Source organism: Chitinophaga alhagiae, assembly GCF_003568665.1.
Taxonomy (GTDB): Bacteria; Bacteroidota; Bacteroidia; order Chitinophagales; family Chitinophagaceae; genus Chitinophaga; species Chitinophaga alhagiae.
In genome coordinates this window covers 1,674,174-1,697,303 of the sequence record NZ_QXMH01000001.1, presented here as the reverse complement: position 1 = coordinate 1,697,303, position 23,130 = coordinate 1,674,174, and the positions used below count along the sequence as shown (strand labels likewise).

20 protein-coding genes are annotated in these 23,130 nt (G+C 53.7%); 17 read left to right on the top strand and 3 right to left on the bottom strand.

Annotated features, from left to right (window positions below; genetic code table 11):
- Positions 1-294 precede the first annotated feature (294 nt).
- The 4 genes from D3A97_RS06735 to D3A97_RS06720 all read left to right on the top strand — a co-directional run bounded on the left by D3A97_RS06735 (position 295) and on the right by D3A97_RS06720 (position 2,481).
- Positions 295-654: a hypothetical protein gene (locus D3A97_RS06735; protein WP_157986385.1), complete on the top strand. Its 360-nt coding sequence runs from the start codon at positions 295-297 to the stop codon at positions 652-654.
- Positions 655-688: 34 nt separating this feature from the next.
- Positions 689-1,297 (top strand): YciE/YciF ferroxidase family protein, encoded by a 609-nt coding sequence (locus D3A97_RS06730; RefSeq protein WP_119077618.1) that lies wholly within the window; start codon positions 689-691, stop codon positions 1,295-1,297.
- A gap of 80 nt (positions 1,298-1,377) precedes the next feature.
- The gene (locus D3A97_RS06725) at positions 1,378-2,247 is read left to right on the top strand and encodes a glucose 1-dehydrogenase (RefSeq protein ID WP_119077617.1); all 870 of its coding nucleotides are present in this window, start codon (positions 1,378-1,380) and stop codon (positions 2,245-2,247) included.
- A gap of 39 nt (positions 2,248-2,286) precedes the next feature.
- Positions 2,287-2,481, top strand: a complete 195-nt coding sequence (locus tag D3A97_RS06720) for a hypothetical protein (RefSeq protein ID WP_119077616.1) — start codon at positions 2,287-2,289, stop codon at positions 2,479-2,481.
- Positions 2,482-2,502: 21 nt separating this feature from the next.
- Here the strand turns inward: D3A97_RS06720 and D3A97_RS06715 are convergent, their stop codons facing one another.
- On the bottom strand, positions 2,503-2,871 hold the full coding sequence (locus tag D3A97_RS06715; protein WP_119077615.1) for a hypothetical protein: 369 nt from the start codon (positions 2,869-2,871) through the stop codon (positions 2,503-2,505).
- Positions 2,872-3,110: 239 nt separating this feature from the next.
- Here D3A97_RS06715 and ku point away from each other — a divergent pair, with 239 nt between their 5' ends.
- From ku to D3A97_RS06655, 12 genes are all read left to right on the top strand, one after another.
- Complete coding sequence (gene ku, locus D3A97_RS06710) at positions 3,111-3,887, top strand: non-homologous end joining protein Ku (protein ID WP_119077614.1); 777 nt, start codon at positions 3,111-3,113, stop codon at positions 3,885-3,887.
- Positions 3,884-6,709 (top strand): DNA ligase D, encoded by a 2,826-nt coding sequence (gene ligD, locus D3A97_RS06705; RefSeq protein WP_119077613.1) that lies wholly within the window; start codon positions 3,884-3,886, stop codon positions 6,707-6,709. The genes ku and ligD overlap by 4 nt, the downstream gene beginning before the upstream one ends.
- Before the next feature lie 165 nt (positions 6,710-6,874).
- Positions 6,875-7,369: a hypothetical protein gene (locus D3A97_RS06700; RefSeq protein ID WP_157986384.1), complete on the top strand. Its 495-nt coding sequence runs from the start codon at positions 6,875-6,877 to the stop codon at positions 7,367-7,369.
- A gap of 27 nt (positions 7,370-7,396) precedes the next feature.
- Positions 7,397-8,740, top strand: a complete 1,344-nt coding sequence (locus D3A97_RS06695; protein WP_119077611.1) for a sigma-54-dependent transcriptional regulator — start codon at positions 7,397-7,399, stop codon at positions 8,738-8,740.
- A gap of 136 nt (positions 8,741-8,876) precedes the next feature.
- Positions 8,877-9,206, top strand: a complete 330-nt coding sequence (locus D3A97_RS06690) for a DUF7674 family protein (protein ID WP_119077610.1) — start codon at positions 8,877-8,879, stop codon at positions 9,204-9,206.
- Between the two features lie 109 nt (positions 9,207-9,315).
- On the top strand, positions 9,316-9,396 hold the full coding sequence (locus D3A97_RS25335; protein ID WP_119077609.1) for a potassium-transporting ATPase subunit F: 81 nt from the start codon (positions 9,316-9,318) through the stop codon (positions 9,394-9,396).
- A 4-nt stretch (positions 9,397-9,400) separates the two neighbouring features.
- Positions 9,401-11,098 carry a potassium-transporting ATPase subunit KdpA gene (kdpA, locus tag D3A97_RS06680; RefSeq protein ID WP_119077608.1) on the top strand — a complete coding sequence of 566 codons (1,698 nt, stop codon included), beginning with the start codon at positions 9,401-9,403 and terminating at the stop codon, positions 11,096-11,098.
- An 18-nt stretch (positions 11,099-11,116) separates the two neighbouring features.
- Entirely contained in the window at positions 11,117-13,168 is a 2,052-nt protein-coding gene (gene kdpB, locus D3A97_RS06675; RefSeq protein ID WP_119077607.1) for a potassium-transporting ATPase subunit KdpB, read from the top strand.
- 20 nt (positions 13,169-13,188) lie between these two features.
- A complete protein-coding gene (gene kdpC, locus D3A97_RS06670) occupies positions 13,189-13,752 on the top strand; it encodes a potassium-transporting ATPase subunit KdpC (RefSeq protein ID WP_119077606.1) in 564 nt (187 codons plus the stop codon).
- Positions 13,753-13,956: 204 nt separating this feature from the next.
- Positions 13,957-15,030, top strand: a complete 1,074-nt coding sequence (locus D3A97_RS06665; RefSeq protein WP_119077605.1) for a porin — start codon at positions 13,957-13,959, stop codon at positions 15,028-15,030.
- Positions 15,031-15,116: 86 nt separating this feature from the next.
- A complete protein-coding gene (locus D3A97_RS06660; protein ID WP_119078465.1) occupies positions 15,117-16,223 on the top strand; it encodes a sensor protein KdpD in 1,107 nt (368 codons plus the stop codon).
- The gene (locus tag D3A97_RS06655) at positions 16,220-17,890 is read left to right on the top strand and encodes a sensor histidine kinase (RefSeq protein WP_119077604.1); all 1,671 of its coding nucleotides are present in this window, start codon (positions 16,220-16,222) and stop codon (positions 17,888-17,890) included. The genes D3A97_RS06660 and D3A97_RS06655 overlap by 4 nt, the downstream gene beginning before the upstream one ends.
- Here the strand turns inward: D3A97_RS06655 and D3A97_RS06650 are convergent.
- Complete coding sequence (locus D3A97_RS06650; RefSeq protein ID WP_119077603.1) at positions 17,887-20,847, bottom strand: PAS domain S-box protein; 2,961 nt, start codon at positions 20,845-20,847, stop codon at positions 17,887-17,889. The genes D3A97_RS06655 and D3A97_RS06650 overlap by 4 nt on opposite strands.
- A gap of 249 nt (positions 20,848-21,096) precedes the next feature.
- On the opposite strand from D3A97_RS06650, the gene D3A97_RS06645 reads away from it, so the two are divergent.
- Positions 21,097-21,807 (top strand): porin family protein, encoded by a 711-nt coding sequence (locus D3A97_RS06645; protein ID WP_119077602.1) that lies wholly within the window; start codon positions 21,097-21,099, stop codon positions 21,805-21,807.
- A gap of 541 nt (positions 21,808-22,348) precedes the next feature.
- On the opposite strand, the gene D3A97_RS06640 is transcribed toward D3A97_RS06645, so the two are convergent.
- Entirely contained in the window at positions 22,349-23,125 is a 777-nt protein-coding gene (locus D3A97_RS06640; RefSeq protein ID WP_119077601.1) for an enoyl-CoA hydratase-related protein, read from the bottom strand.
- Between the last annotated feature and the right edge of the window lie 5 nt (positions 23,126-23,130).

Sequence of the window (23,130 nt, the reverse complement as noted above, 5' to 3'; positions counted from 1 at the left end):
GGTACAACGCCAATACCTTTGCTGGGCAAGATTTTCTACAGTGTGAAAACCTATTTCTACAAGCACAACACCGGCGCCTCCTGCCGGATGCCGGCGCACGGCTTCCGTTTGACCCTATGAAAATACTAAAATGCCGGGTAACAGCCATTGGAACCCCATATCACGGCAAATAATATTGCTGTTGCCGCATTGGTGCGCAAAAGTGATACCGGGCTTGTGGAATGTTGTTTGAACTATATATACGGTATTGCCAAAAAGAAGATTTACATTTTTTACACCTTAAAACAGCGCGTCATGAAAAGCCAAGCTGATCAGAACAAGCAAGCTCCCCAACCACCGGGGCGCGAAGGGGACAAACAAAGAGACCGTGAACAGGGTGGTGGTCAGCCTAAGCCCGGAAACGACCAGGATTATGAAACGCCGGACATCCCCCCGGAAATTCCCAAAAGGGAAATAGAGCGCAAACCCGTTGATCCGCAATCCGAGCCGGAAAAAGAGCCGGACAAGGCCCCGAAGCAGGACATCCCGGACCCCGGCGGCAGCGAAGAGAACAACGACGTGCAGGAGCAATCTCCTGACCTCACCGTGGAAGATGACCGGGACACGGAGAGCCTGGTAGACAAGCGGGACCGTTTTCCCTTTCCGAACAAATAAGTCACCCAATTATTTAACCTGAAAATAACGCAATATGGCAACCCGTAAAACAGCCACGAAAAGCAATGGCAAAAACGGCACGTCCAGCCGCAAAACTACTTCCACTACCAGCGCTGCCCGCAACAAGAGCAAGGGCAACGGCGGGGATATGGAAAGCTCAAAATTCCACCATTTGTTCATGGAGGAACTGAAAGACATTTACTGGGCTGAAAAACACCTGGTAAAAGCCTTGCCTAAAATGCAGAAAGCAGCCACCACCATGGAGCTGGTGAATGCGTTCGCAGACCATCTAACCGCTACCAAAGAGCATGTAAGCCGGGTAGAAGAAATTTTCGAATTGATGGGCATGCGCCCTGTGGCCAAAAAGTGCGAGGCCATGGAAGGCCTGGTAGCAGAAGCGCAGGAGCTGATAGAAGAAGAAGAGGAATCCGCCGTGCTGGATGCCGGCCTCATCATAGCCGCCCAGAAAGTGGAGCACTATGAAATTGCCGCCTATGGCAGCCTTCGTACCCTCGCTACCCGCATGGGGCATACAGATGCCGCCAACCTGCTGGAGCAAACGCTTGATGAAGAGAAAGAAACAGACAGCCTGCTTACGCAGATCGCGGAAAGCTCTGTGAATGAAGAGGCTTTAGCAGAATAGATCCATATCAGCGCAAAGGGCCGGTGGAAATATCCGAGAGGGATGTTACCCCTGGTCCTTTGCCTGTATAAATAACGTTCATGCAGAAATCGCAACCCAAAAAAGACATCCGCCCGGCACAGCACCAGAACCGCCAGCCGGGCATTGAATGGCGCATGCAACCCCCACCGGTGGCCCAAAAGGCAACTACCCGCGCGGGCGGCCGCCTGCAGGAAAAAATAGCGGTGATCACCGGGGGAGACAGCGGCATAGGCCGCGCCGTGGCCCTGGCATTTGCCGCGGAAGGCGCGCATATTGTGATAGCCTATTTTGACGAACATGAAGATGCCGCCGCCACCGCCGCGGAAGTGAAGGCTTACGGCCGGGAGGTGCTGCTGGTTGCAGGTGATGTGGCCCGGGATAAACATTGCGAAAAGATCATCCGCCAAACGGTAAAGAAGTTTGGACGTATAGACGTTCTGGTGAACAATGCGGCCGTGCAGTACCCGCAAAAGAAGTTTGAGGCGGTAACCCCGGAGCAGCTGCTCAAGACCTTTTCGGTCAACATCTTTGCGCATTTTTATATGGTGCGCCATGCCCTGCCGCATATGCGCAAGGGCAGCAGCATCATCAACACCACCTCTGTAACCGCCTACCGCGGCAGCGCCCACCTGGTAGACTATGCTGCTACCAAGGGGGCCATTGTAAGTTTTACCCGCTCCCTTTCGTCCATGCTGTCTGAAAAGGGCATCCGTGTAAACGGGGTGGCCCCCGGCCCCATCTGGACGCCGCTGATACCCGCTACCTTTCCCGCTTCGCATGTGGCCGAGTTTGGCTCCGACGTGCCGCTGAAAAGGGCGGGGCAGCCGGCGGAAGTAGCGCCGTGTTACGTGTTCCTGGCCGCTGAAGACGCCAGTTATATGACCGGTCAAATATTGCATCCCAATGGAGGAGAAATTGTTAACGGATAAACCTGCGGTACCTGCTCCTGCCATAGCACCTGCTGTCAAATGGTGGAAGTGACAGACACCGTGGCTAAAAAACTGGGGAATACCCGCGCAGTGTGTAAAAAATACTACATACATCCCCGGCTTTTTGAGTGGTACGAAAGCGGCGCGCTAGAGAAATATACCGTGGGCGGGGTGAACGAAAAGGCACTGCTGACAATACTGGCCGCAAAAGAAAAAAAGCAGGAACGCCGTTAAACGAACGCCCCTGCCCTTTCATCATAAACCTCCGAAGATCAGCTGTTCTTCCCGGTCTTCTACGGGAATTTTTTTGAGAAACTCGTCAAAGCCCGTCTCGTCATGCGAGGTATACATGCCGTAAGCGTCAAGGATGTAGCCTTTGCGGCCCTCCCTGTCTTCCAGCAGGTAAAGCACCGAGCTGTCAGAGGGGTCTGATTCTCCTTCAAAACGGTAGGTTTTGATAATCTTGAGATCTTCCGGATCATAGATCTGATCGCCTTCTGCCGGCTGCATTCTGCCGTGGTCACTCATCTTGAACTCGTTGTCATAACCCTTTGAGTGCAACTTGGCCATCACCTGCGAAAGGGTGTTCATCTGGCCTGATTTATCAGGAGTATTTGCAGTCATAAAAAACAGTTTGTTTCTGCTGTTGAAAATTCAAAAGGTATGCCATAGAAAAATGGCCTAATTATTGGCCATGCCTTGAAGAAAAATAATACCCCATTTTTAGCAGAAGAACGTAAGAAGAATGTATTCCCCCATAGTTATGCATATTTATAGAATGACTTACCGTCCCGGTCCCGGGGCGGTTTTTTTTAAGGGGTAGTGGTATAATCATTGTTGTATACCTCCTAAATCTTGCAACCATGAGAGCAATATGGAGCGGCAGCATCGGCTTCGGGCTGGTGAACATACCGGTTAAACTGTACAGCGCCACCCAGGAAAGCAGGCTTGACCTGGACATGCTGGACAAAAAAGACCATTCTCACATCCGCTTTCAGCGGATCAACGAAAAAACGGGGAAGGAAGTGGCCTGGGAGAACATCGTTAAGGCCTATAACTATAACGATGAATACGTAGTGCTGGAGGAGGATGATTTTGCCAATGCCAGTCCCAAAAAGAGCAAGATCATAGAAATATCTTCTTTTGTAGACGCGGCGGAGATAGACGACATGTATTTTGAAACGCCGTACTACATTGAGCCGGACAAGGGGGGCGACAAAGCATATGAACTGCTGCTGCAAACCCTCGCCAAAACAGACAAGGTAGGCATCAGCCTGTTTGTGCTGCGCTCCGCGGAGCACCTGTCTATTGTCCGCCCCAAGGAGGATTACCTGGTACTGCACCGCCTGCGCTTTGCGGAAGAGATCAGGGACCCGAAAGACCTTTCCCTGCCGTCCAATGTCAAAATAGCCAAAAAGGAGCTGGATATGGCGGTTAAACTGGTAGACCAGTATACAGCGGCTTTTGACATCACCCAGTATAAAGACGAGTACCGGAAAGAACTGCTGAAGATCATCAAGGCCAAGGCCTCCGGCAAACGCCCGGCCGTGAAGAAACTGCGGGTGGTACATACCAAGAGCACAGAGCTGTTTGACCAGTTGAAGGCCAGCCTGGGCGGTAATAAAAAACGGGTGTCATGAGTTTAAGTACGTATAAAAAGAAACGGGATTTTAAACAGACCAGCGAACCGGCGGCCGGCAAGTCTAAAGGCGGGAAGCACATTTTTGTAGTGCAACGCCACCACGCTACCCGCCTGCACTACGATTTCCGGCTGGAAATAGACGGGGCGCTGAAAAGCTGGGCCGTGCCCAAAGGCCCTTCCCTGAACCCGGAAGACAAACGGCTGGCCATGGAAGTGGAAGATCACCCGTATGACTATAAAGACTTTCAGGGAGAGATACCCGCCGGCAACTACGGGGCCGGGTATGTTTACCTTTGGGACAAAGGCACCTACGAGCTGCTGGAAAGCAACGGCAAAGCCTTTGACAAGGAAGCCCTGCGGGAATGGCGCTCCGGCAACCTGAAGGTGGTGCTGCATGGCAAAAAGCTGAAAGGGGAATTTGCGCTGGTGAAAATGAAAGGCCGGGATGAAAATGCATGGCTCCTCATCAAACATAAAGACAAATACGCGGTTACAGGCAAATACAACAGTGAAGACCATACCCCGCAACGGGTGATAGACAAACAGCGGGGGAGCGCGGGAGAAAAGAAGGCCCCGGCGAAAACGGCTGCAAAAAGCAGCGCTGCCAAAGCCGCCGCTAAACGGCCTGCTAAAACTGCATCCTCCAAAAGCGCCGCCTCTAAACGGCCCACTAAAACTGCATCCTCCAAAAGCGCCGCCTCTTCCACCAAAGCCGCTAAAAAAAAAGCCGCTGAGCCAACGGAACAGCTGACCCCCATGAAGGAGTGGTACAAGCCCATGCTCACCACGCTGGTAGACGAGCCCTTTGACCGGGAGGGCTGGGTATTTGAAACCAAATGGGACGGTTACCGCACCATGGCCAATGTAGAAAAAGGCAGGGCCGAGCTTTATTCCCGCAACCAGATATCCTTTAATGAACAATACGCCGTTATCAGGAAAGCTGTAGAGGAAATTCCCCACAACGTGGTGCTTGACGGCGAAATTGTTGTGCTGGGAAAAAAAGAGCGCTCTGATTTTCAATCGCTTCAAAATTATAAGACCACCAGACAAGGCAACCTCGTATATGAGGTGTTTGACCTGTTGTACCTGAACGGCCATGATTTGAAAGAGCTGACCCTGCTGGAAAGAAAAGCGCTGCTGCAAGAGATCATATCCCAGCTGGATAATCCCCTCGTTCAATACTCGGACCACGTAGCCACCAAAGGCCTACGGCTCTTTAAAAAGGCCGCCGGGGCCGGTTGGGAGGGTATTATTGCCAAAAACGGCAGCAGCGCCTATACAGAGGGCAACCGCAGCCTCAACTGGCTGAAAATAAAAGTGCTCAACCGGCAGGAGGCAGTTGTTTGCGGATTTACCGCGCCGCGCGGCAGCCGTAAAAAGCTGGGCGCCCTGGTGCTGGGCGTATATGAAGGCAACAAGCTGGAATATATTGGGCACTGCGGCGGCGGGTTTAATGAACAGTTGCTTGGAGAGGTGCACGCAAAGCTGCAACCTTATGTGCAGGCCGGCTCTCCTTTTGATAAAAAAGTAACGACCAACATGCCTATTACCTGGGTAAAGCCGGTATTGGTATGCGAGGTGAAATTTTCTGAATGGACGGGCGGCGGCAATCTGCGGCAGCCCATTTTTATTGCGCTGCGGGAAGACAAGCCGGCAAAGCAGGTAAAAAGAGAACTCCCTAAACATATTACCATGGCAGGCAAAAAAGCATCTTCAGGAGAAATAACTGTGAACGGCACGCCAGTAACGGCCAAAGCGGGCAGCAGCGCCGCCGCAAAAAAAGCGGCCACCCGTAAAAGCGCGGCAGGCAAAAAGGCTACGGCCGCCAAAAGCCCCGCCGGCAAAAAAACGGCCAAAGCAGCCGCCCCCGCCGTTAAAAAAATGGCCGCTCCCGGGAAGGGCGCTGCCGAAAACGACCGTACGCTTACGCTCAACCGGCAGCAGGTGGCACTCACCAACCAGCAAAAGATCTATTGGCCTGATGAAAAGATCACCAAGGGCCAGCTCATTGACTATTACCTGGAGATAGCGGATTACTTGGTGCCGCACCTTAAAGACCGGCCGCTCTCCCTGCACCGTTTTCCCAACGGTATTAACGGGCAGAGTTTTTACCAGAAAGACCTTGATGTAAAAACTATTCCTTCCTGGCTCAAAACATTGCCGGTACACTCCGCCTCTTCCAATAAAACGGTAGACTATCTCATTTGCAATAACGAGGCAACCCTGGCTTATATGATCAACCTCGGCTGCATTGAAGTGAACCCCTGGCTGTCAAGGACCGGCAAGCCGGATGCGCCTGACTATATTGTGATAGACCTGGACCCCGGTGAAATTGATTTCAAACATGTGGTAACAACGGCCAACACGGTACGCGCCGTGCTGGATGAATTTGACATCCGCTCTTTCTGCAAAACCTCCGGCGCCACCGGGCTGCACATCTACATACCAACCGGCGCCCGTTATCCGTATGAGACCTGCCGCCTTTTTGCAGAGTTTGTAGCGCGGGAAGTGCATGCGCGCCTGCCGGACATTACCAGTGTTACCCGCGCAAAATCCGCCCGGGTAAAAAAAGTGTATGTGGATTTTTTACAGAACAGCAAAGGGCAAACCATAGCCGCTCCCTATTCAGTGCGGCCCAGGCCTGGTGCTACCGTATCTACGCCCCTGCATTGGGAAGAGGTGAATAAGAACCTCAGCATCCGCAATTTTCATATAGGCAACACCGTAAAACGTCTGCAAGCCGAAGGTGAGCTATGGGCGGGCATTATGAAGGTGAAAAACAACCTCAGGGCAATATTAAAAACTGTGAAAAATGAATAAATATTTTATAAAAGGGCTGATGATAGGCACGTTTATTGGCTTTGTATTAACATCGCCCCGCCGTGAGGAGTGGGTGAAAATGCTGGAATGCAAAATGAAGGCAATAACAAAGAGAGTACTGAAGCGGGGAGGAACATAACTATTTGCTCACTTAAAAAACAGCATATGGAAACACGTCTGCATTCACCTTTGAAACTGGCTGTGATATACGGGGTATTGATGTCATTGATCGGCATCGTACTAACCATGGTGTTTTATATGACCCAGTGGTCTTCAGACCTGTGGACCGGCTATATAGCCAACGGCGTGCTGTTTGTAGGCGTGCTGCTGTTCATTATACATGTCAACAAGGCCATGGGCGGAAGAGCTTCTTTGAGCAACCTGTTTGTAATGGGCTTGCTGGCTTCCGCTATCTTTATTGTGATGGTATCTACTGCGCATATTATTTTCCACCTGGCCACAGAGCCGCCGCCGGGCACTACCGGCAACCTGCCTTCAGATGGTACACGCATGAGCGAGTATAGCAGCTACAAAAGAGAAGGTTTCTGGATATTCTTACTGGGCAACCTGTTTGTTACCAACGCCGTGCTGGGCGGGCTGGCATCTGTCATTGGGGCTGTTACCGTCAAAAGGAACCAGAAAACAACGGATGCAAGATAGGCCCTTTCCCCTACCTTTGCAGCTGTTATGTCAACAGGTCAAATACTGATTATAGATGACGAAGACCAGCTGCGCAAGCTGCTGGCCCGCCTCCTGGGCAGGGAAGGGTATGCCGTGCTGGAAGCGAAAGACGCCAAAGCAGCCTGGAAGTTGCTGGAAAAGGAAGAAGTGCAGGTGGTGTTATCTGACGTTAAGCTACCGGATGCCAACGGCGTGGAGCTGACGCAAGCTATCAAGGCCCGCTATCCCGAAATAGAAATAATAGTGCTCACCGCCTACGGCAACATTGCAGACGGGGTACAGGCCATCAAGAACGGCGCTTTCGATTATATTACGAAGGGAGATGACAACAGCCGCATGCTACCGCTCACCAGCAAGGCCATGGACAAGGCTTTGCTCCAGTTTCGCATCCGTTCTCTGGAAAACCGCATCAGCGGCAAATATGATTTTGACAATATCATCGGGCAGTCTCCCGAAATCAGGAACGCCATTGCCCTGGCCCGGAAGGTAGCGGCCACCGATGTAACCGTGCTGCTACTGGGAGAAACAGGTTCCGGCAAGGAAGTGTTTGCACAGGCCATTCACCGCGCCAGCGCTCGCAAAATGCAGCCCTTTGTGGCGGTGAACTGTAGCGCCTTCGGGAAAGAGCTGCTGGAAAGTGAACTGTTCGGACATAAAGCGGGCGCTTTTACAGGCGCCCTGAAAGATAAAAAAGGCTTCCTGGAGGAAGCGCACAACGGCACCCTTTTCCTGGACGAGATAGGTGAAATGCCAATTGAGCTGCAGGCCAAGCTGCTGCGCGTACTGGAAACACAAGAGTTTTACAAGGTAGGCGATGCCAAACCCCTGCAGGTGAACATCCGCATTATTGCCGCCACCAACCGCACGCCCGAACGTGAAATAGAAAGCGGCCATTTCCGGGCAGACCTTTATTACCGGCTTTCCGCTTTCCAGATACAACTGCCTTCACTGAACGAACGGCGTAAAGACATTCCCCTCCTGGCCGAATACTTCCTCCGCCAGCTGGCGCCTAAAAACAACAAAAGGATAAACGGCATGAGCCCCGCCTTCGCAAAGGCCCTGCAGGCCCATAACTGGCGCGGCAACATACGGGAGCTGCGCAATGTTATTGAGCGGGCCGTTATTTTAACGAATACAGCAGAACTGGATGCAGACGCGCTGCCCATTGAGTTCCATATGGCCGCCCCTGCCGGAGAGCCATCCTCCCTGTCCCTGGCGGAAGTGGAAAAACAGCATATTGCCCGGGTGCTGCAATACGCCAAAGGCAATAAAACCAAAGCAGCGGAAATGCTGCAGATAGGATTGACCACGCTCTACAACAAGATCAAAGAATACAATATAACCGTCTGAAAGTACCCCGTTTTTGCAGGGTGCCATGCAATTTCTGCATGGTGCTTCATGGCTGCGAATGTGTCTAATTAATTGACAGCCATATTGTTAACTCTTTTGGCATTCCGCTCGTTATTACCCGGGCAAAAACATAGATATGTTACCGGATGCTAAAGTCTCCCTTTTAATTGCCCTGCAAATTCCCGCGCTGAAGTACAGCATGCCGCCAACGGCGGCTGTTACTACCGCCATCAGCGCTTTTTCCACTTACACCCGCCAGCTCATCAGGCTGGGGCAATTGCAGGAGGCAAGAAAATGTTTTTCGATGGCCGGCGTACTGTACAGGAATGGCAGCCAACTGCTGAAAACCGCCATTGAAGGCGTGTTCGTTTACGCTGTGTCTCCCTTCCTGGACGCGCAGCCCGTAAAGGAACTGCTACCCTCCTCTTTACAGCAGGTACGCAGCAGACACTTGCAAGCTATTTAAAGAATCAAAACCTTTTCCATATGATGATCGCACTGCTTTTGCTGGCCGGGCTTGTTTGCTTCTGGCTGTTCTTCAGATCTGTTGACTTTCTTGAAAAAATCTGACTGTTATGATGAATGTATTATTTGTACTGGCCATCCTGGTGTTCTGCTACATGCTGTATGTATTGCTGAAGCCGGAAAAATTCTGAAATCATGAATACCGAACTATTGGGCGTTATTGCCACTTATGCCATCACCCTGCTTATTGCCATACCGCTGGGCAGGTACATTGCCCGTGTGTTCAGGGGCGAAAGAACGCTGCTTGATTTTTTAAGTCCTGCGGAACGTTTGATCTACCGCGTTTGCGGTATTAACCCGCGTGAGGAAATGAACTGGAAGCAGCACCTCAAGGCCCTTCTTACCATCAACATGATCTGGTTCGTATACGCTTTTTTCCTGCTTGTTTTCCAGGACAGGCTGCCCCTCAACCCGGACGGCAATGCAGCCCAAACGCCGGACCTGGCCTTCAATACGGCCATCAGCTTTTTGGTGAACTGTAACCTGCAGCACTATTCCGGAGAAAGCGGGCTTACCTATTTTACCCAGCTTTTTGTGATCACTTTCCTGCAATTTGTGAGCGCGGCCACCGGCATTGCAGCATTGATAGTGTTGTTCAAGGCCTTCAGGGAGAAGACCACCACCAAGCTGGGCAACTTTTGGGAAATACTCGTAAAAACAAATACCCGCCTGCTGCTGCCCCTTTGCGTGATCATAGCGCTGGTGCTGGCGTTTAACGGCACGCCGGCCAGCTACGCGGGGAAGGATACCATTGTTACCCTGCAGGGAGATACCGTTGGCGTATCCCGTGGGCCGGCCGCCGGCATGATAGCCATTAAACACCTGGGCACCAACGGCGGCGGCTGGTTTGGGGCCAATTCCATTCACCCGCTGGAAAATCCGAGTTACCTCACCAACATGACGGAAGCCATTGCCCAGATGATCATTCCCATTGCCATGGTATTTGCCCTGGGGTTTTTCATCAACCGCAGAAAATTCTCCTATATCATTTTCGGGGTTATGACGGCGGGCATGCTGCTGTTGCTTATTCCTTCCATGATGAGTGAAATGAACGGCAACCCGGCTATTGCACAAATGGGCATTGCCCAGCCCACCGGGGCCATGGAGGGCAAGGAGGTGCGTATTGGGCCCGCGGCAACAGGCTACTGGAGCACCATCACTACCATTATTTCTACCGGCTCTGTAAATGGCTTTCATGATAGTACCATGCCGCTCACCGGGCTGATGCAACTGGTGGCCATGATGACCAATTGCTTTTATGGCGGCTGCGGGGTGGGCATCCTGAACTACTTTGTTTTCATCATCATTGCCGTGTTCATTTCAGGTCTGATGGTGGGCCGTACGCCCGAGTTCATGGGGCATAAGGTAGAAGCGCGGGAGATCAAAATTGCGGCGCTGGTGGCTTTGCTGCACCCCTTCCTGATACTGGCGGGCACCGCCCTGTCTTCTTTCGTTATTACCCGGCAGCCGGAGCTTGGCTGGCTGAATAACCCCGGTCACCATGGTTTCTCCGAAATGCTGTATGAGTATACTTCCGCCGCGGCCAATAACGGATCTGGATTTGAAGGCCTGGGAGACAATAATATTTTCTGGAACGTGAGCACCGGTTTTGTGCTTATACTCTCCCGGTACCTGCCCATACTGGGGCCGGTGGCCATAGCCGGCCTGCTGGCGCAGAAGAAGCACATTCCTGCGTCTGCGGGCACGCTCAGCACAGATACGGTCACGTTTGGGGTCATGACCATGGCCGTGATCCTCATCATTGCCGCACTGGCTTTCTTTCCCGCGCTGGCACTGGGGCCGGTGGCAGAATATTTTTCCCTGTACCTGTAAAGACAAAAACCTCAACGGATGAAAAAATCGAATAACAATACCCTGTTCCCGGCAGCGCTGGTAAGGGAAAGCCTCCGGCAGTCGTTCATAAAGCTAGATCCCCGCCTGCTGGTCAAAAACCCGGTGATGTTCACGGTAGAGATGGGTACGCTGGTAATGCTGGTGGTAACATTGATCACTCTTTTCACCGGCAGCACCGGACAGGGCAGCTTCAGCTATAACCTCGCCATTTTTATTATACTGCTGCTCACGGTGCTGTTCGGCAACTTTGCTGAAGCCATTGCCGAAGCCCGCGGCAAGGCGCAGGCGGAAAGCCTCCGTAAAACCCGTGAAGAAACGCCAGCAAAGAAGATACTGGCCGTGGGCGAGATATTTACGGACGAAGTGAAAGTGGTGCCTTCTTCCCGGCTGAAGAAAGGAGACCTGTTCCTCTGTGAAACCGGCGATGTGATACCGGCAGACGGCGAGATCGTAAAAGGATTGGCCAGCATAGACGAATCTGCCATTACCGGAGAAAGCGCGCCCGTCATACGGGAGGCAGGCGGAGATAAAAGCAGCGTGGTGGGCGGCACTAAAGTACTTAGCGACCGTATTGTGGTGCGTGTTACCACGGAGCCGGGCGAGTCTTTCCTGGACAAGATGATAGCATTGGTAGAAGGCGCTACCCGCCAGAAAACGCCCAATGAAATAGCGCTCACCATTTTGCTGGCCAGCTTTACCCTGGTGTTCATCATAGTATGCGTTACCCTCAAGCCTTTTGCGGACTATGCGCAAACGCCCATCACCATTGCGGCGTTCATTTCCCTGTTTGTATGCCTGATACCTACCACCATTGGCGGGCTGCTGTCTGCCATCGGTATTGCGGGCATGGACAGGGCGCTGCGCGCCAACGTGATCACAAAATCAGGCAAAGCGGTAGAAACCGCCGGAGACGTGGATGTGCTGCTGCTGGACAAAACAGGCACCATCACCATCGGCAACCGCAAGGCCACAAATTTTTATGCCGCCAACGGTTACGATGCAAAAGAATTTATACACCATTGCGTATTAAGCTCCCTGGCGGATGATACGCCGGAAGGCAGGTCTATTGTAGAACTGGCGGGCGGCGAGGTGGCCGCGGGCCTTTCCGTTACCGGCGCGCATCTGGTAAAATTCACGGCGGAGACCCGCAGCAGCGGCATAGACCTGCCAGACGGCACGCGCATCCGCAAGGGCGCGTACGATGCCATCCACAGCCTGACCGCGCAGGCGGGAAACGGCTTCCCCGCAGAAACCCTGGCTACCGTAAAAGAAATATCCGGTAACGGCGGCACCCCGCTGGTAGTAGCCGTAAACGGGCGTGTAACCGGTGTTATTGAGCTGCAGGACATTATCAAACCCGGCATACAGGAGCGTTTTGAGCGCCTCCGCAAAATGGGCGTCAAAACCGTGATGGTAACGGGAGACAATCCCTTCACCGCTAAATACATTGCCGCCAAAGCGGGGGTAGACGATTTCATTGCGGAAGCAAAGCCGGAAGATAAAATGAGCTATATCCGCCAGGAGCAGCAGAACGGCCGCCTGGTGGCCATGATGGGAGACGGCACCAACGATGCGCCCGCCCTGGCCCAGGCAGACGTAGGCGTGGCCATGAACAGCGGTACCCAGGCCGCCAAGGAAGCAGGCAATATGGTTGACCTGGATAACGACCCTACCAAACTGATAGAGATCGTTGAGATCGGCAAACAATTGCTGATGACGCGCGGTACGCTCACCACTTTTTCCATTGCCAACGATGTGGCCAAGTATTTTGCCATTGTGCCCGCGCTGTTTGTGGCCTCCATCCCGGCGCTGCAGGGTATCAACATCATGCAGCTGCACAGCCCTGAAACCGCTATTCTCAGCGCTGTTATTTTCAACGCGGTAATTATTCCCCTGCTGATACCGCTGGCATTGCGGGGCGTGGCTTACCGGCCTATTGGCGCCGGCGCGCTGCTGCGCCGGAACCTGCTGGTGTACGGGCTGGGCGGTGTTATTGTACCCTTCATCGGCATCAAACTGATAGACATGCTGGTGGCTTTATTCTTTTAAATGCATCAAAAACAGAAGAGATGAAACAGTATTTTTTTCCCGCTCTCCGGCTTACGCTGGTGCTGGTGCTGATCACCGCCGGTTTATACCCCTTGCTGATTGCGGGCCTGGCCAAAGTAGCGCCGGGCGGTGGCAACGGGGTTACCGTAAAGCGGGGAGATTCCGTAGTGGGCTATGCCAACATCGGGCAGAAGTTTTCTGACAACAGGTATTTCCAGGGCCGCCCTTCCGCGGTGGACTACAACGGGGCCGGCTCCGGCGGCTCCAATAAAGGGCCTTCCAACCCTGATTACCTGCAAACGGTGCAGGAAAGGATAGACACCTTCCTGGCACACAACCCCGGTGTGCAGAAAGCAAACATCCCGGCTGAACTGGTAACGGCTTCCGGCAGCGGGCTGGACCCTCACCTTTCCCCCGCCGCCGCAAAAATTCAGGCGCCCCGCATTGCAATGCTGCGCGGCTTGCCGGCCTCCATGCTGACAGCACTGGTAGACCAGCACACTAAAGGCCCCCTGTTGGGGCTGCTGGGGCCGGCCACAGTCAACGTGCTGCAGCTGAACCTGGCGTTGGACGAGATGAAATAAAGATACTCAGCCTCCCTATATGCATCCTGTGAAAACCCTGTACCCGCTACCCCGGCCCGCAGCTTGCTGCGGCCGGCGTGCGCGGTACACAATGGCAACAGGCGCTATAACTGTGCATAAGCAAGGAAACATACAATAAACCATTGCGCCCGTACAGGCAATTACACACTGGCCGGCCGCATGAAACAGTAACAAACAACTCATATGAAAGGAATATTTTTAACGGCAGCTACCATTGCCCTGACCATGCAGGCCATGGCCCAGGAAGGACCGGCCAAAGAAACACCGAAGATCACCCTGTCCGGTTATGTGGAGGCCTACTACGGCTTTGATCTCAACGAGCCGGCCAACCATACCCGCCCGCCATTTCTCTATAACCATGCTCGGCACAATGAGCTGAACGTCAACCATGCCTACCTCAAAGGCAGCTACACAGCAGACCGTGTACGCGCCAACCTGGCCATTATGGCCGGTACCTACGCCCAATACAACCTGGCCGCGGAGCCGGAGCTGCTGCGGCATGTGTATGAAGCCAACGTGGGCGTGCGCATAGGCAAAAACCTGTGGATAGATGCGGGCATTATGCCTTCCCACATCGGGTTTGAAAGCGCTGTTTCCAAAGACTGTTTTACCCTCACCCGCAGCCTCATGGCAGAAAACACGCCCTATTATGAAGCGGGGGCCAAAATAACCTGGTCTAATAAAAAATGGACGGTAGCGGCCATGTATCTCAACGGCTGGCAGCGCATCAGGCGGGTAGACGGCAACCAGACGCCGGGCTTCGGCACCCAGGTGGTATTCAAACCGGGCAGTAAAGCAACGCTTAACTGGAGCACTTTTATTGGCAACGACAAGGCGGACTCCGTACGGCAAATGCGCTACTTCAACGACGTATATGGTATCTTTAACATCACGGACCGTTTTAGCCTCATAGCCGGCTGCGACTATGGCCTGGAGCAAAAAGCAAAAGGCAGCAGTGACATGAACTCCTGGTTCAGCCCCATTGCCATAGCCCGGTATGCTTTTTCAGGCAACATTGCACTGGCGGCGCGGTATGAATATTATAACGATGAGAATGGCGTGATCATAGCTACCGGTACGCCCAATGGCTTTAAAACCGGCGGCTATTCCCTGAACTTTGACGTGGCGCCCGTCAGCAACGTGCTCTTCAGGGTGGAAGGGAAGCTATACAGCAGCAAGGACGATATTTTTATAAAGAACGGAGCAGTGAAGAACAGCAACGTGGCACTAACTACATCACTGGCAGTTTCATTTTAAATCCATAGCAAACCATTTTCACGCGGGGCCGGCCTGGGTTTTATCAAACCGTGGGCAGGCCCCCGTGGTGGTGGATCCCGCAACACATGATGCAGGAATTTTTACATCCAGACAACCGGGCCGGCCGCGGCGCTTTCAAAATATACATTGGTATGAGCGCCGGTGTGGGCAAGAGCTACCGTATGCTGCAGGAAGCGCATGCCCTTATGGGCCAGGGGGTGCAGGTACAGGTAGGGTACATTGAGACCCATGGCCGGAAAGAAACGGCCGCCCTGCTGAACGGCCTCCCCATAGTACCCCGGCGCCAGGTATTTTACAAAGGCAAGATGCTGGAGGACATGGACCTCAACGCCATTTTGCTGCTGGCGCCGCAATGGGTGATCGTAGACGAGCTGGCCCACACCAATATACCCGGCTCCAGGAACGAAAAGCGCTGGCAGGACGTGGTAGACCTGCTGCGTGCCGGCATCGGCGTAATTTCGGCCGTCAACATCCAGCACATGGAAAGCATCAACCAGCAGGTGAAGGCTATTACGGGCGTGGAGGTGCAGGAGCGGGTACCTGACAGCATGCTGCAGCTGGCGGACGAAGTGGTGAACATAGACCTTACCGCGGACGAGCTGATCACCCGGCTCAAGGAAGGCAAGATCTATGATCGGAGCAAGGTGGGAACGGCCCTGCAGCACTTTTTTACCCCGGAAAAGATACTGCAGCTGCGGGAGCTGGCGTTGAAAGAAGTGGCTTCGCAGGTAGAGCGGAAAGTAGAAACGGCGGTGCCGCGCAACCGCCAGATGCGGCACGAGCGTTTTCTGGCCTGCGTGTCCAGCAACGATGCCGCGGCCAAGAAGGTAATCCGGAAAACGGCGCGGCTGGCCGCCTACTACTACGGGGAATGGTATGTGCTCTATGTGCAGACACCGCGGGAAAGCGCGGCGCGCATCCCCCTGGCCCAGCAGCGCCACCTGATCAATAACCTGAAAATGGCCACGGAGCTGGGCGCGGAAGTATTGCGCGTGCAGGCTTCAGATGTGCCGGCGGCCATTCTGCAAACAGCGCAGGAAAAGGATATTACCACCGTCTGCATCGGGAAACCGCATATCAGCCTGTTCGGCATTATCTTGCGAACAAATATCTTTTCGCAACTGTTGAAAACTTTATCCTCTCACGAAATCGATCTTGTAATACTGTCATGACCAGGCTCAAGCTCAAAACGAAGATCACATTGGGCGTGTTGTTCCTTTTCTGTATGCTGCTGCTGGTGAGCATACTGGGCTACTATTACATTGGCCGGGTGAACCGTGAGGCAGGCGCCATTTTGCAGGACAACTACGAGTCTGTAGAGTACGCCAAAAACATGCTGATGGCCCTGGAGGCCAGGCCGGTAGACAGCCTGAGCTTTGTGAAGAACCAGGCCTTGCAGGAGCGGAACGTAACGGAGGCGGGAGAAGCGGCCGCTACCGCGCAGCTGCGCCGCCATTTCCAGGAGAAGCCAGACCTGCCTGCCCTCCGGCAAGACCTTTACACCATCATGGAGCTGAACATGAAAGCCATCGTGATGAAGAACGAGCGCACCAAGGCCACGGCAGACAAGGCTTTGTTGTACATTGCCATTATCAGCGGCATTTGTTTCCTGCTGGGTATTTCTTTTGTGTACAACTTCCCCGGTTATATTGCCAACCCCATCCGTGAGCTGACGGAGGGTATCAAGGGCATAGCCCGGCGCCGCTATGAGCAGCGGCTATACTTCCGGTCAGGAGATGAATTTGGCGAACTGGCGGAGGCTTTCAACACCATGGCGCAGCAGCTGCATGCATACGAGCACAGCAACCTGGCCCGCATCCTGTTTGAAAAGAAACGGGCGGAAGCCGTAATTGGCAGCCTGAAAGATGCCACCATTGGTATAGACAACAAGGGGAACGTACTTTTTGCCAATGGGCAGGCGCTGCAGTTGCTGAATATGCAGGCTGCGGAAGTGGCCGGCCGGCCCGCCGGGGAAATTGCGCAGCGGAACGACCTGATGCAATACCTGCTCGGCAAAACAGACAACGGGCATATAAAGATCGTGGTGAACGGCCGGGAGAGCTTTTTTACGAAAGAAACGGCAGACATTCATTACGAACAGGAAAAAATAGGGTACATCATCATCCTCAAAAATATCACTACTTACCGGGAAATTGACCTCGCCAAAACCCAGTTCATAGCCACCATTTCTCATGAGCTGAAAACACCGCTGGCCGCCACAGACCTCAGCCTCACACTGCTGGACGATGAGCGTTCCGGCCCGCTGAGCCCTGAACAGCAGGAGCTGGTAGACAGCCTCCGGCAGGATAACCGGCGTATGATACGCATGGTGAGCGAGCTGCTGGATTTTTCCCGGGAGCAGAGCGGTAACATACAATTGCAGATACAGGCCGTGGAACCGGCAGACATTGTGCAGTACGCCCTTGGCACGGTCAGCAAGGAAGCCGCCGGCCGTAATTTGGCCATCCAGGCCCGTGTGCCGGATAGCCTGCCCAGGGCCGCCGCGGATGCGGAGAAAAGCGCCTGGGTACTGGTGAACCTGCTCACCAATGCCATCCGGTATTCTCCGGCCGGCGCGGCGGTAGAACTGGCGGTGGAAGTAACGGCAACGAATACACTGTTGTTCAGCGTGCAGGATGCGGGCCCCGGCATAGACCCTGCTTTCCGCGGCAAGATATTTGAACGTTTCTTCCAGGTGCCGGGCGCTGAGAATAGCAAGGGCAGCGGGTTGGGGCTGGCCATTGCGCGGGAGTTCATTGAAGCGCAGGGCGGTACTATAGGGGTCAGCAGCGCGCCGGGCAAGGGCAGCCGCTTCTGGTTTGAATTGCCGGCCGCCTAGTTGTTCCGGATGTCTTCCATTTCCTGCTTTAATACAGATTGCGCATCGTGGTAAATTTTTATGGCCAGCTGGATGTTGGGCACTATACTGTCCAGGTTGCTGCGGCTGCGTGTATACTGCTCTATCTGCTGCATCATGTCAGACAGCGGGTGTATTTTGACGATCATGAGGCTGTTGCGCAGCAGGCTGGCATGGCGGCTGGTTTCTTCCCAGGCCTTTTCCCGCGCGCTGTTCAGCAGATGGGTAAACATGCCCGCCGTGCATTCTACAAATATGCCCAGCACGTCCAGCAGGTAATCCTTGTCGTCTTCCACAATATTGCGCAGGTACAGCAGGTCAATAAAAGGCCGGTTCCCGGGCTCGTTGGGGCCGGTGTTGATGAAACCGGACAGTGGGGGCTCTTTTTCTCCCAGCACTTCCTGTATTTTCCTGAAAAGATCTCCGGGAACAAAGGGTTTGGAAATATACTCGTTCATGCCGGTGAGCAGGCAGCGCTCCCTGTCACCCCGCAGGGCGGACGCCGTCATGGCAATAATGGGGATGCCGGAGCCCATGTCCCGTATTTTGCGGGTGGCGCTGAGGCCGTCCATTTCCGGCATCTGGATGTCCATCAGCACGCAGTCAAAATTGTTTTGCTGCACTTGCTGCAATGCCTCAAGGCCGTTTTCCGCTAGCGTTACACTGGCGCCGGCCTGTTGCAGCAGGCGCTGCGCTACTTTCTGGTTCAGCGGGTTATCTTCCGCCACCAGGATGTGGCGGCCCTGCAGCGGGGCGCGCGCGGGCTCCGGTGGCGCTTGTTCCGCGGTGTGAAAGCTGCGGCTGAACGGGATGGAAAAGCTCACAATAGTACCGCCCTCTGGATTGTTGCGGATGGCAATGTTGCCGTGCTGCAGCAAAATAAGCTGGCGGGTGAGGGCCAGGCCCAGCCCGGTGCCGCTATGCTTGCGGTTGTTGCCGCCCTGCAGTTGGGAAAAACCTTCGCCCAGGTCTTGCAGCAGGGGCGCCGGTATGCCAATGCCGGTGTCTTGCAGCTCAAACAGCAGCATGGTGTTCTTTTCATTGGCGGCCGCTACTTTTACCGTAAGCCGGATCTCCCCGCTTTCCGTGAATTTCACCGCATTGTCCAGCAGGTTTTCCAGCACCTGGTTGAGGCGCGTGGGGTCTCCCAATACGTGGTCTTTCACCGCTTCCGCCAGCTCGCAATGAAAAGCCAGGCCTTTGGCTTCCGCGCGCTGCCGGTGTTTGCCCGCCGCGCGCAGGATGAGGTGGCGGGGGTCAAAGTCTTCTTTGGCCAGGTGCAGCTGCCCCGTTCTGATGCGGGAAAAATCCAGCAGGTCGTCTACCAGCACCAGCAGGTTGCCGGCAGACTCCTGTATGTCACTCACATACTCCCGCAACTCCGGCCCGCCTTCCAGCTGCTGCAGCAGGGCGGTAACGCCAATGATCCCGTTGAGCGGCGTGCGCAGCTCGTGGCTCATGTTGGCCATGAACACTTCCTGCGCCTTTTTGGCGTTTTCCGCCTTGCGCCGTGCTTCTATCAGTTTATTTTCTATCTCTATGCGCGGCGTGATGTCTGTGGCTATGCCGCAGAGCCCGTATACGCGGAGGGTATGGTCACGCAGGGGAAATTTGTTGATGAAGAAATACCGGGTCTCATTCCCTATTTCGATGGTCTCTTCTATTTCCTGCGGTTTCTCGAAAAGGATCACCGTACGGTCTGTAACCGCGTGTTTACCGGGGTGCAGGATATTGGGGAAGTCTTTGTCAGACCGGTTTTTGATCTCTTTCAGCGCAATGCCGAACACTTCCTCGAACCGCCTGTTCACATGCAGGTAACGGCCATGCACATCCTTGATGAAAACAATGGACGTGGTGTTTTCCAGGATGGACTGCATCCTGCTGTTGAGGATGTTTATTTCTTTTTTGGTTTCGGCCAGTTGCTCATCTGCCATTCTTCTCAGGTGCACGTCTTTTACGGCGCACTGGTACCCGGCAAAAAAGCCGTTCCGTTCCACCAGCACCACGTGCTGCTCCACCCATTTCTTTTCCCCGTTTTTCATGCGGATGGGGAAGGTGTAGGTAGATTCAGGCATTCCGTCAAAAGACTGGTTCTCGTAGAACTCCCGCAGCTCTTTTTGCACGGGCGGCTCCAGCAGCATGGTGTATTGTTTGTTGATCAGTTCTTCCGCCGTGTAGCCGGTGAGGTCAAGCGCTTTTTTATTAACGTAAGTGAAGAAACCGCCGCGGTTGGTGGTAAACAGGGTGGTGCCGGCATCTTCGATCAGCTGGCGGTACTTTTCTTCGCTGGCCGTGAGCGCCTGGGTCACCGCCCGGGCCTGCCGCAGGTTGGCGGCAATGCGGTACAGCCCGCCCAGCAATACCAGGGCCGCCGCTATGCTGCCGAGTATAGACAGCAGGAAGGGTTTCCGGTGAAACCACTGCGTGCCCAGCAGGTAATTGAGCCGGGCATGCTGCTGCTCCAGGCAGCGGCCAATCAGCAGGGTGAGGCCGTCTTCCGGCGCGGGCGTTTTCCTTGTCTGGATCATGGCGCCGGCCATGGCGGGAGACTCGCGGGTGGCGTCTACCAGGTAATTGTATAATACGATGCGTTTCAGCACGGCGGTCTTGAGCGAGTCCATCCGCAGCTCATCCGCCCGGTTGCCGCTGCTCAGTACCTGGAGGTTGAACACCGGCGCGCGCAGGCGGGTTTCCATCTGGTCTGCCCGCACCAGAAAGCCGGTGTCTCCGGTGATAACGTAACCTCTTACGGCTGATTCCAGGGTTTTGGCCATGTATGCCACCTGCTCCAGCTGGCGTATCTTGTCACTGGTGAGCCTCACCCGCTCGTTGATCTTCACTACGGCGGAGTCTGCAGACCAGGCCTGCCAGGCAAACCAGGCAACGGAAACGATGGCAGCAACAAAAACAATGATAACGGGGCTGCTGTTCTTTTTCATGCAACAATAGTTGTCAATCACGCCATACGTAAGGCTTTCACTGGGGTAAAGGGGACGGGAGGGTGCTGCGTTCCGTACAACGGGATTGATTTTGGTCTGGGTATTTACCGATCATACAATTTACTTAAAATCCGGTAAAACGGCCTCGTTAATTACCATGTATTATTTTTGCAATATTTTAACCCTTTGATTTATTTGCATTCCATTAAATTTGCCTGATATTCTTTTTGCCAAGCATTTAAACATATTATGAAAAAATTACTTTTTACACTGGGTTTTATCGCGGTATCGGCGGGTGTTTTTGCACAGGATAACATGGCGGGCGCGGCCATTGGCAAGGCCCGGGAGAAGGCCTCTTTCTCCAGGGACTTCCTGGTGATCGGTTTTTCTTACGACGGGTGGGCCTCCGCTCCGGACAGTGTTAAAACAAAAGGACTATCCCGCGGCTTTCATGTAGCCCTGATGTATGACATTCCCATTTCAAAATCGAACTTCAGCGTAGCGGCCGGCCTGGGTTTCAGCTCCAGCAATATTTTCCTGAACAAACAGGTAATACCCATGAACAACACCTCTTCTAACGAGGTGAGGTTTGTTTCTTCAGACACTTATAAAAAGTACAAGGTATCCACCAACTACCTGGAAATCCCCCTGGAATTCAGGTACCGGCAGGTGGCAGACAATGCCAACAAAGGTTTCAAGGCCTCTATTGGCGCAAAGGTGGGCATGCTGGTCAATGCTCATACCAAGGGTAAAAACACCCTGGGCGGTGAAAAGAATATCATCAAGGAACAAAACAAACGTTTCTTCAACCCCTGGCGTTTTGCAGGCACCGCGCGCATAGGGTACGGCAATTTCTCCGTGTTTGGCACGGTGAACCTGAACCCCCTGTTTAAAGACAATACAGGCGCCGCATCAGACATCAGGCCCTATTCCCTGGGCATTGCGCTGAGCGGACTGTAACAAGATACACATACACAAATACAAGGCTGACCGGAAAACGGTCGGCCTTTTTTGTTGCGGTCACCGATCTATATTTATAGGGTCATCCTAGGGTTATCTTAGGGTTTTCCTAGGTAATTTTATATAAATAACCCTAAGATAACCCCAGGATAACCTCATATAGACCTGAGAATAATGAAAATATGGGCCAGCGGCCAAAGGCAGCGCGGCCGGGACAGGCGGAAAATGCAGGATACGGCCTGGATGTACATCGCTTCCCCGGCCTGCCCGGAAAATTCCATTGATCCAAACAAGTTTGTATTACGGGTGGATGTTGACCGCTGCAGGTGTCTTGCGGTTTTGTAATCAATACGGGGCTGACCAAAGTCTCCGCCAGGTACCTGAATAAATCAGGGGGCCGTCTCAAAAGTAATTTGATGGCCCCGAGAATCACGTAAACGAAAAATCTCTCCATCAGGTACCCGAATAAGATCAGGTAAAAATTACTTTTGAGACGGCCCCCCGTATTGATGCCGAAAAAAAAGGGAAGTCTGTTGGCGTTTTATTTACCGCTAAAGGCCGGTTTCCGCTTTTCCAGGAAAGCCCGCACCCCTTCCCGGTTGTCTTGGGTATTGCCGGCAATTTCCTGGCACCAGGCTTCGTAGTCCAGTACGGTGTCCAGGTCTTCCGTCATGCCCTTGGTCAGCATTTTTTTCATGAGGGCAATGGCTTTGGTGGGAGCCTGGGCGTAGAAGGTGGCTTCGGTGTCCACGGCGGCGTCCAGTTCTTCCGCTTTTACCACCTTGTTCACCAGGCCCATCTGCAGGGCGTCTGCGGCCGTGAGTTTGGTGGCTTTGGTAGCCAGCTCGAACGCCCGGTGGTAGCCGATGGTGCGGGGCAGAAAATAGGAGGAGCCGGAGTCCAGCACCAGGGCTATGTTGATAAAGATCTCAATAAGGGTGGCATTTTCCGCGGCCACTATCACATCGCAGGCCAGGGCCAGGGAGCAGCCCGCCCCGGCGGCCACGCCGTTCAACCGGCAGATCACCGGCTTGGGCATGTTGCGGATGGCGCGGATGATGGGGTTGTACCGCTTGTGGAGCGAGTCTCCCAGGTTACGGTGGCCTTCCTGCGCCGCCTTAAGGTCTTGCCCGCTGCAAAAAGCCTTGCCGGCGCCGGTGAGCACTACCGCCCTTACAGACCCGTCTTTCTCCGCCTGTTTGAGCGCGTCTTGCAGCTCATAACTGAGCGTGTCATTAAAAGCATTGTACACATCGGGCCTGTTGAGCGTAATGGTAGCCACGTTGTTTTGCACGTGAAAGAGAAGCGTGGTAAACATGGTCG

Bases quoted from the DNA above. Each gene is read 5' to 3' on its own strand.
- D3A97_RS06735 (WP_157986385.1), top strand. From the start codon at position 295: ATGAAAAGCCAAGCTGATCAGAACAAGCAAGCTCCCCAACCACCGGGG.
- D3A97_RS06730 (WP_119077618.1), top strand. From the start codon at position 689: ATGGCAACCCGTAAAACAGCCACGAAAAGCAATGGCAAAAACGGCACG.
- D3A97_RS06725 (WP_119077617.1), top strand. From the start codon at position 1,378: ATGCAGAAATCGCAACCCAAAAAAGACATCCGCCCGGCACAGCACCAG.
- D3A97_RS06720 (WP_119077616.1), top strand. From the start codon at position 2,287: ATGGTGGAAGTGACAGACACCGTGGCTAAAAAACTGGGGAATACCCGC.
- D3A97_RS06715 (WP_119077615.1), bottom strand. From the start codon at position 2,871: ATGACTGCAAATACTCCTGATAAATCAGGCCAGATGAACACCCTTTCG.
- ku (WP_119077614.1), top strand. From the start codon at position 3,111: ATGAGAGCAATATGGAGCGGCAGCATCGGCTTCGGGCTGGTGAACATA.
- ligD (WP_119077613.1), top strand. From the start codon at position 3,884: ATGAGTTTAAGTACGTATAAAAAGAAACGGGATTTTAAACAGACCAGC.
- D3A97_RS06700 (WP_157986384.1), top strand. From the start codon at position 6,875: ATGGAAACACGTCTGCATTCACCTTTGAAACTGGCTGTGATATACGGG.
- D3A97_RS06695 (WP_119077611.1), top strand. From the start codon at position 7,397: ATGTCAACAGGTCAAATACTGATTATAGATGACGAAGACCAGCTGCGC.
- D3A97_RS06690 (WP_119077610.1), top strand. From the start codon at position 8,877: ATGTTACCGGATGCTAAAGTCTCCCTTTTAATTGCCCTGCAAATTCCC.
- D3A97_RS25335 (WP_119077609.1), top strand. From the start codon at position 9,316: ATGATGAATGTATTATTTGTACTGGCCATCCTGGTGTTCTGCTACATG.
- kdpA (WP_119077608.1), top strand. From the start codon at position 9,401: ATGAATACCGAACTATTGGGCGTTATTGCCACTTATGCCATCACCCTG.
- kdpB (WP_119077607.1), top strand. From the start codon at position 11,117: ATGAAAAAATCGAATAACAATACCCTGTTCCCGGCAGCGCTGGTAAGG.
- kdpC (WP_119077606.1), top strand. From the start codon at position 13,189: ATGAAACAGTATTTTTTTCCCGCTCTCCGGCTTACGCTGGTGCTGGTG.
- D3A97_RS06665 (WP_119077605.1), top strand. From the start codon at position 13,957: ATGAAAGGAATATTTTTAACGGCAGCTACCATTGCCCTGACCATGCAG.
- D3A97_RS06660 (WP_119078465.1), top strand. From the start codon at position 15,117: ATGATGCAGGAATTTTTACATCCAGACAACCGGGCCGGCCGCGGCGCT.
- D3A97_RS06655 (WP_119077604.1), top strand. From the start codon at position 16,220: ATGACCAGGCTCAAGCTCAAAACGAAGATCACATTGGGCGTGTTGTTC.
- D3A97_RS06650 (WP_119077603.1), bottom strand. From the start codon at position 20,847: ATGAAAAAGAACAGCAGCCCCGTTATCATTGTTTTTGTTGCTGCCATC.
- D3A97_RS06645 (WP_119077602.1), top strand. From the start codon at position 21,097: ATGAAAAAATTACTTTTTACACTGGGTTTTATCGCGGTATCGGCGGGT.
- D3A97_RS06640 (WP_119077601.1), bottom strand. From the start codon at position 23,125: ATGTTTACCACGCTTCTCTTTCACGTGCAAAACAACGTGGCTACCATT.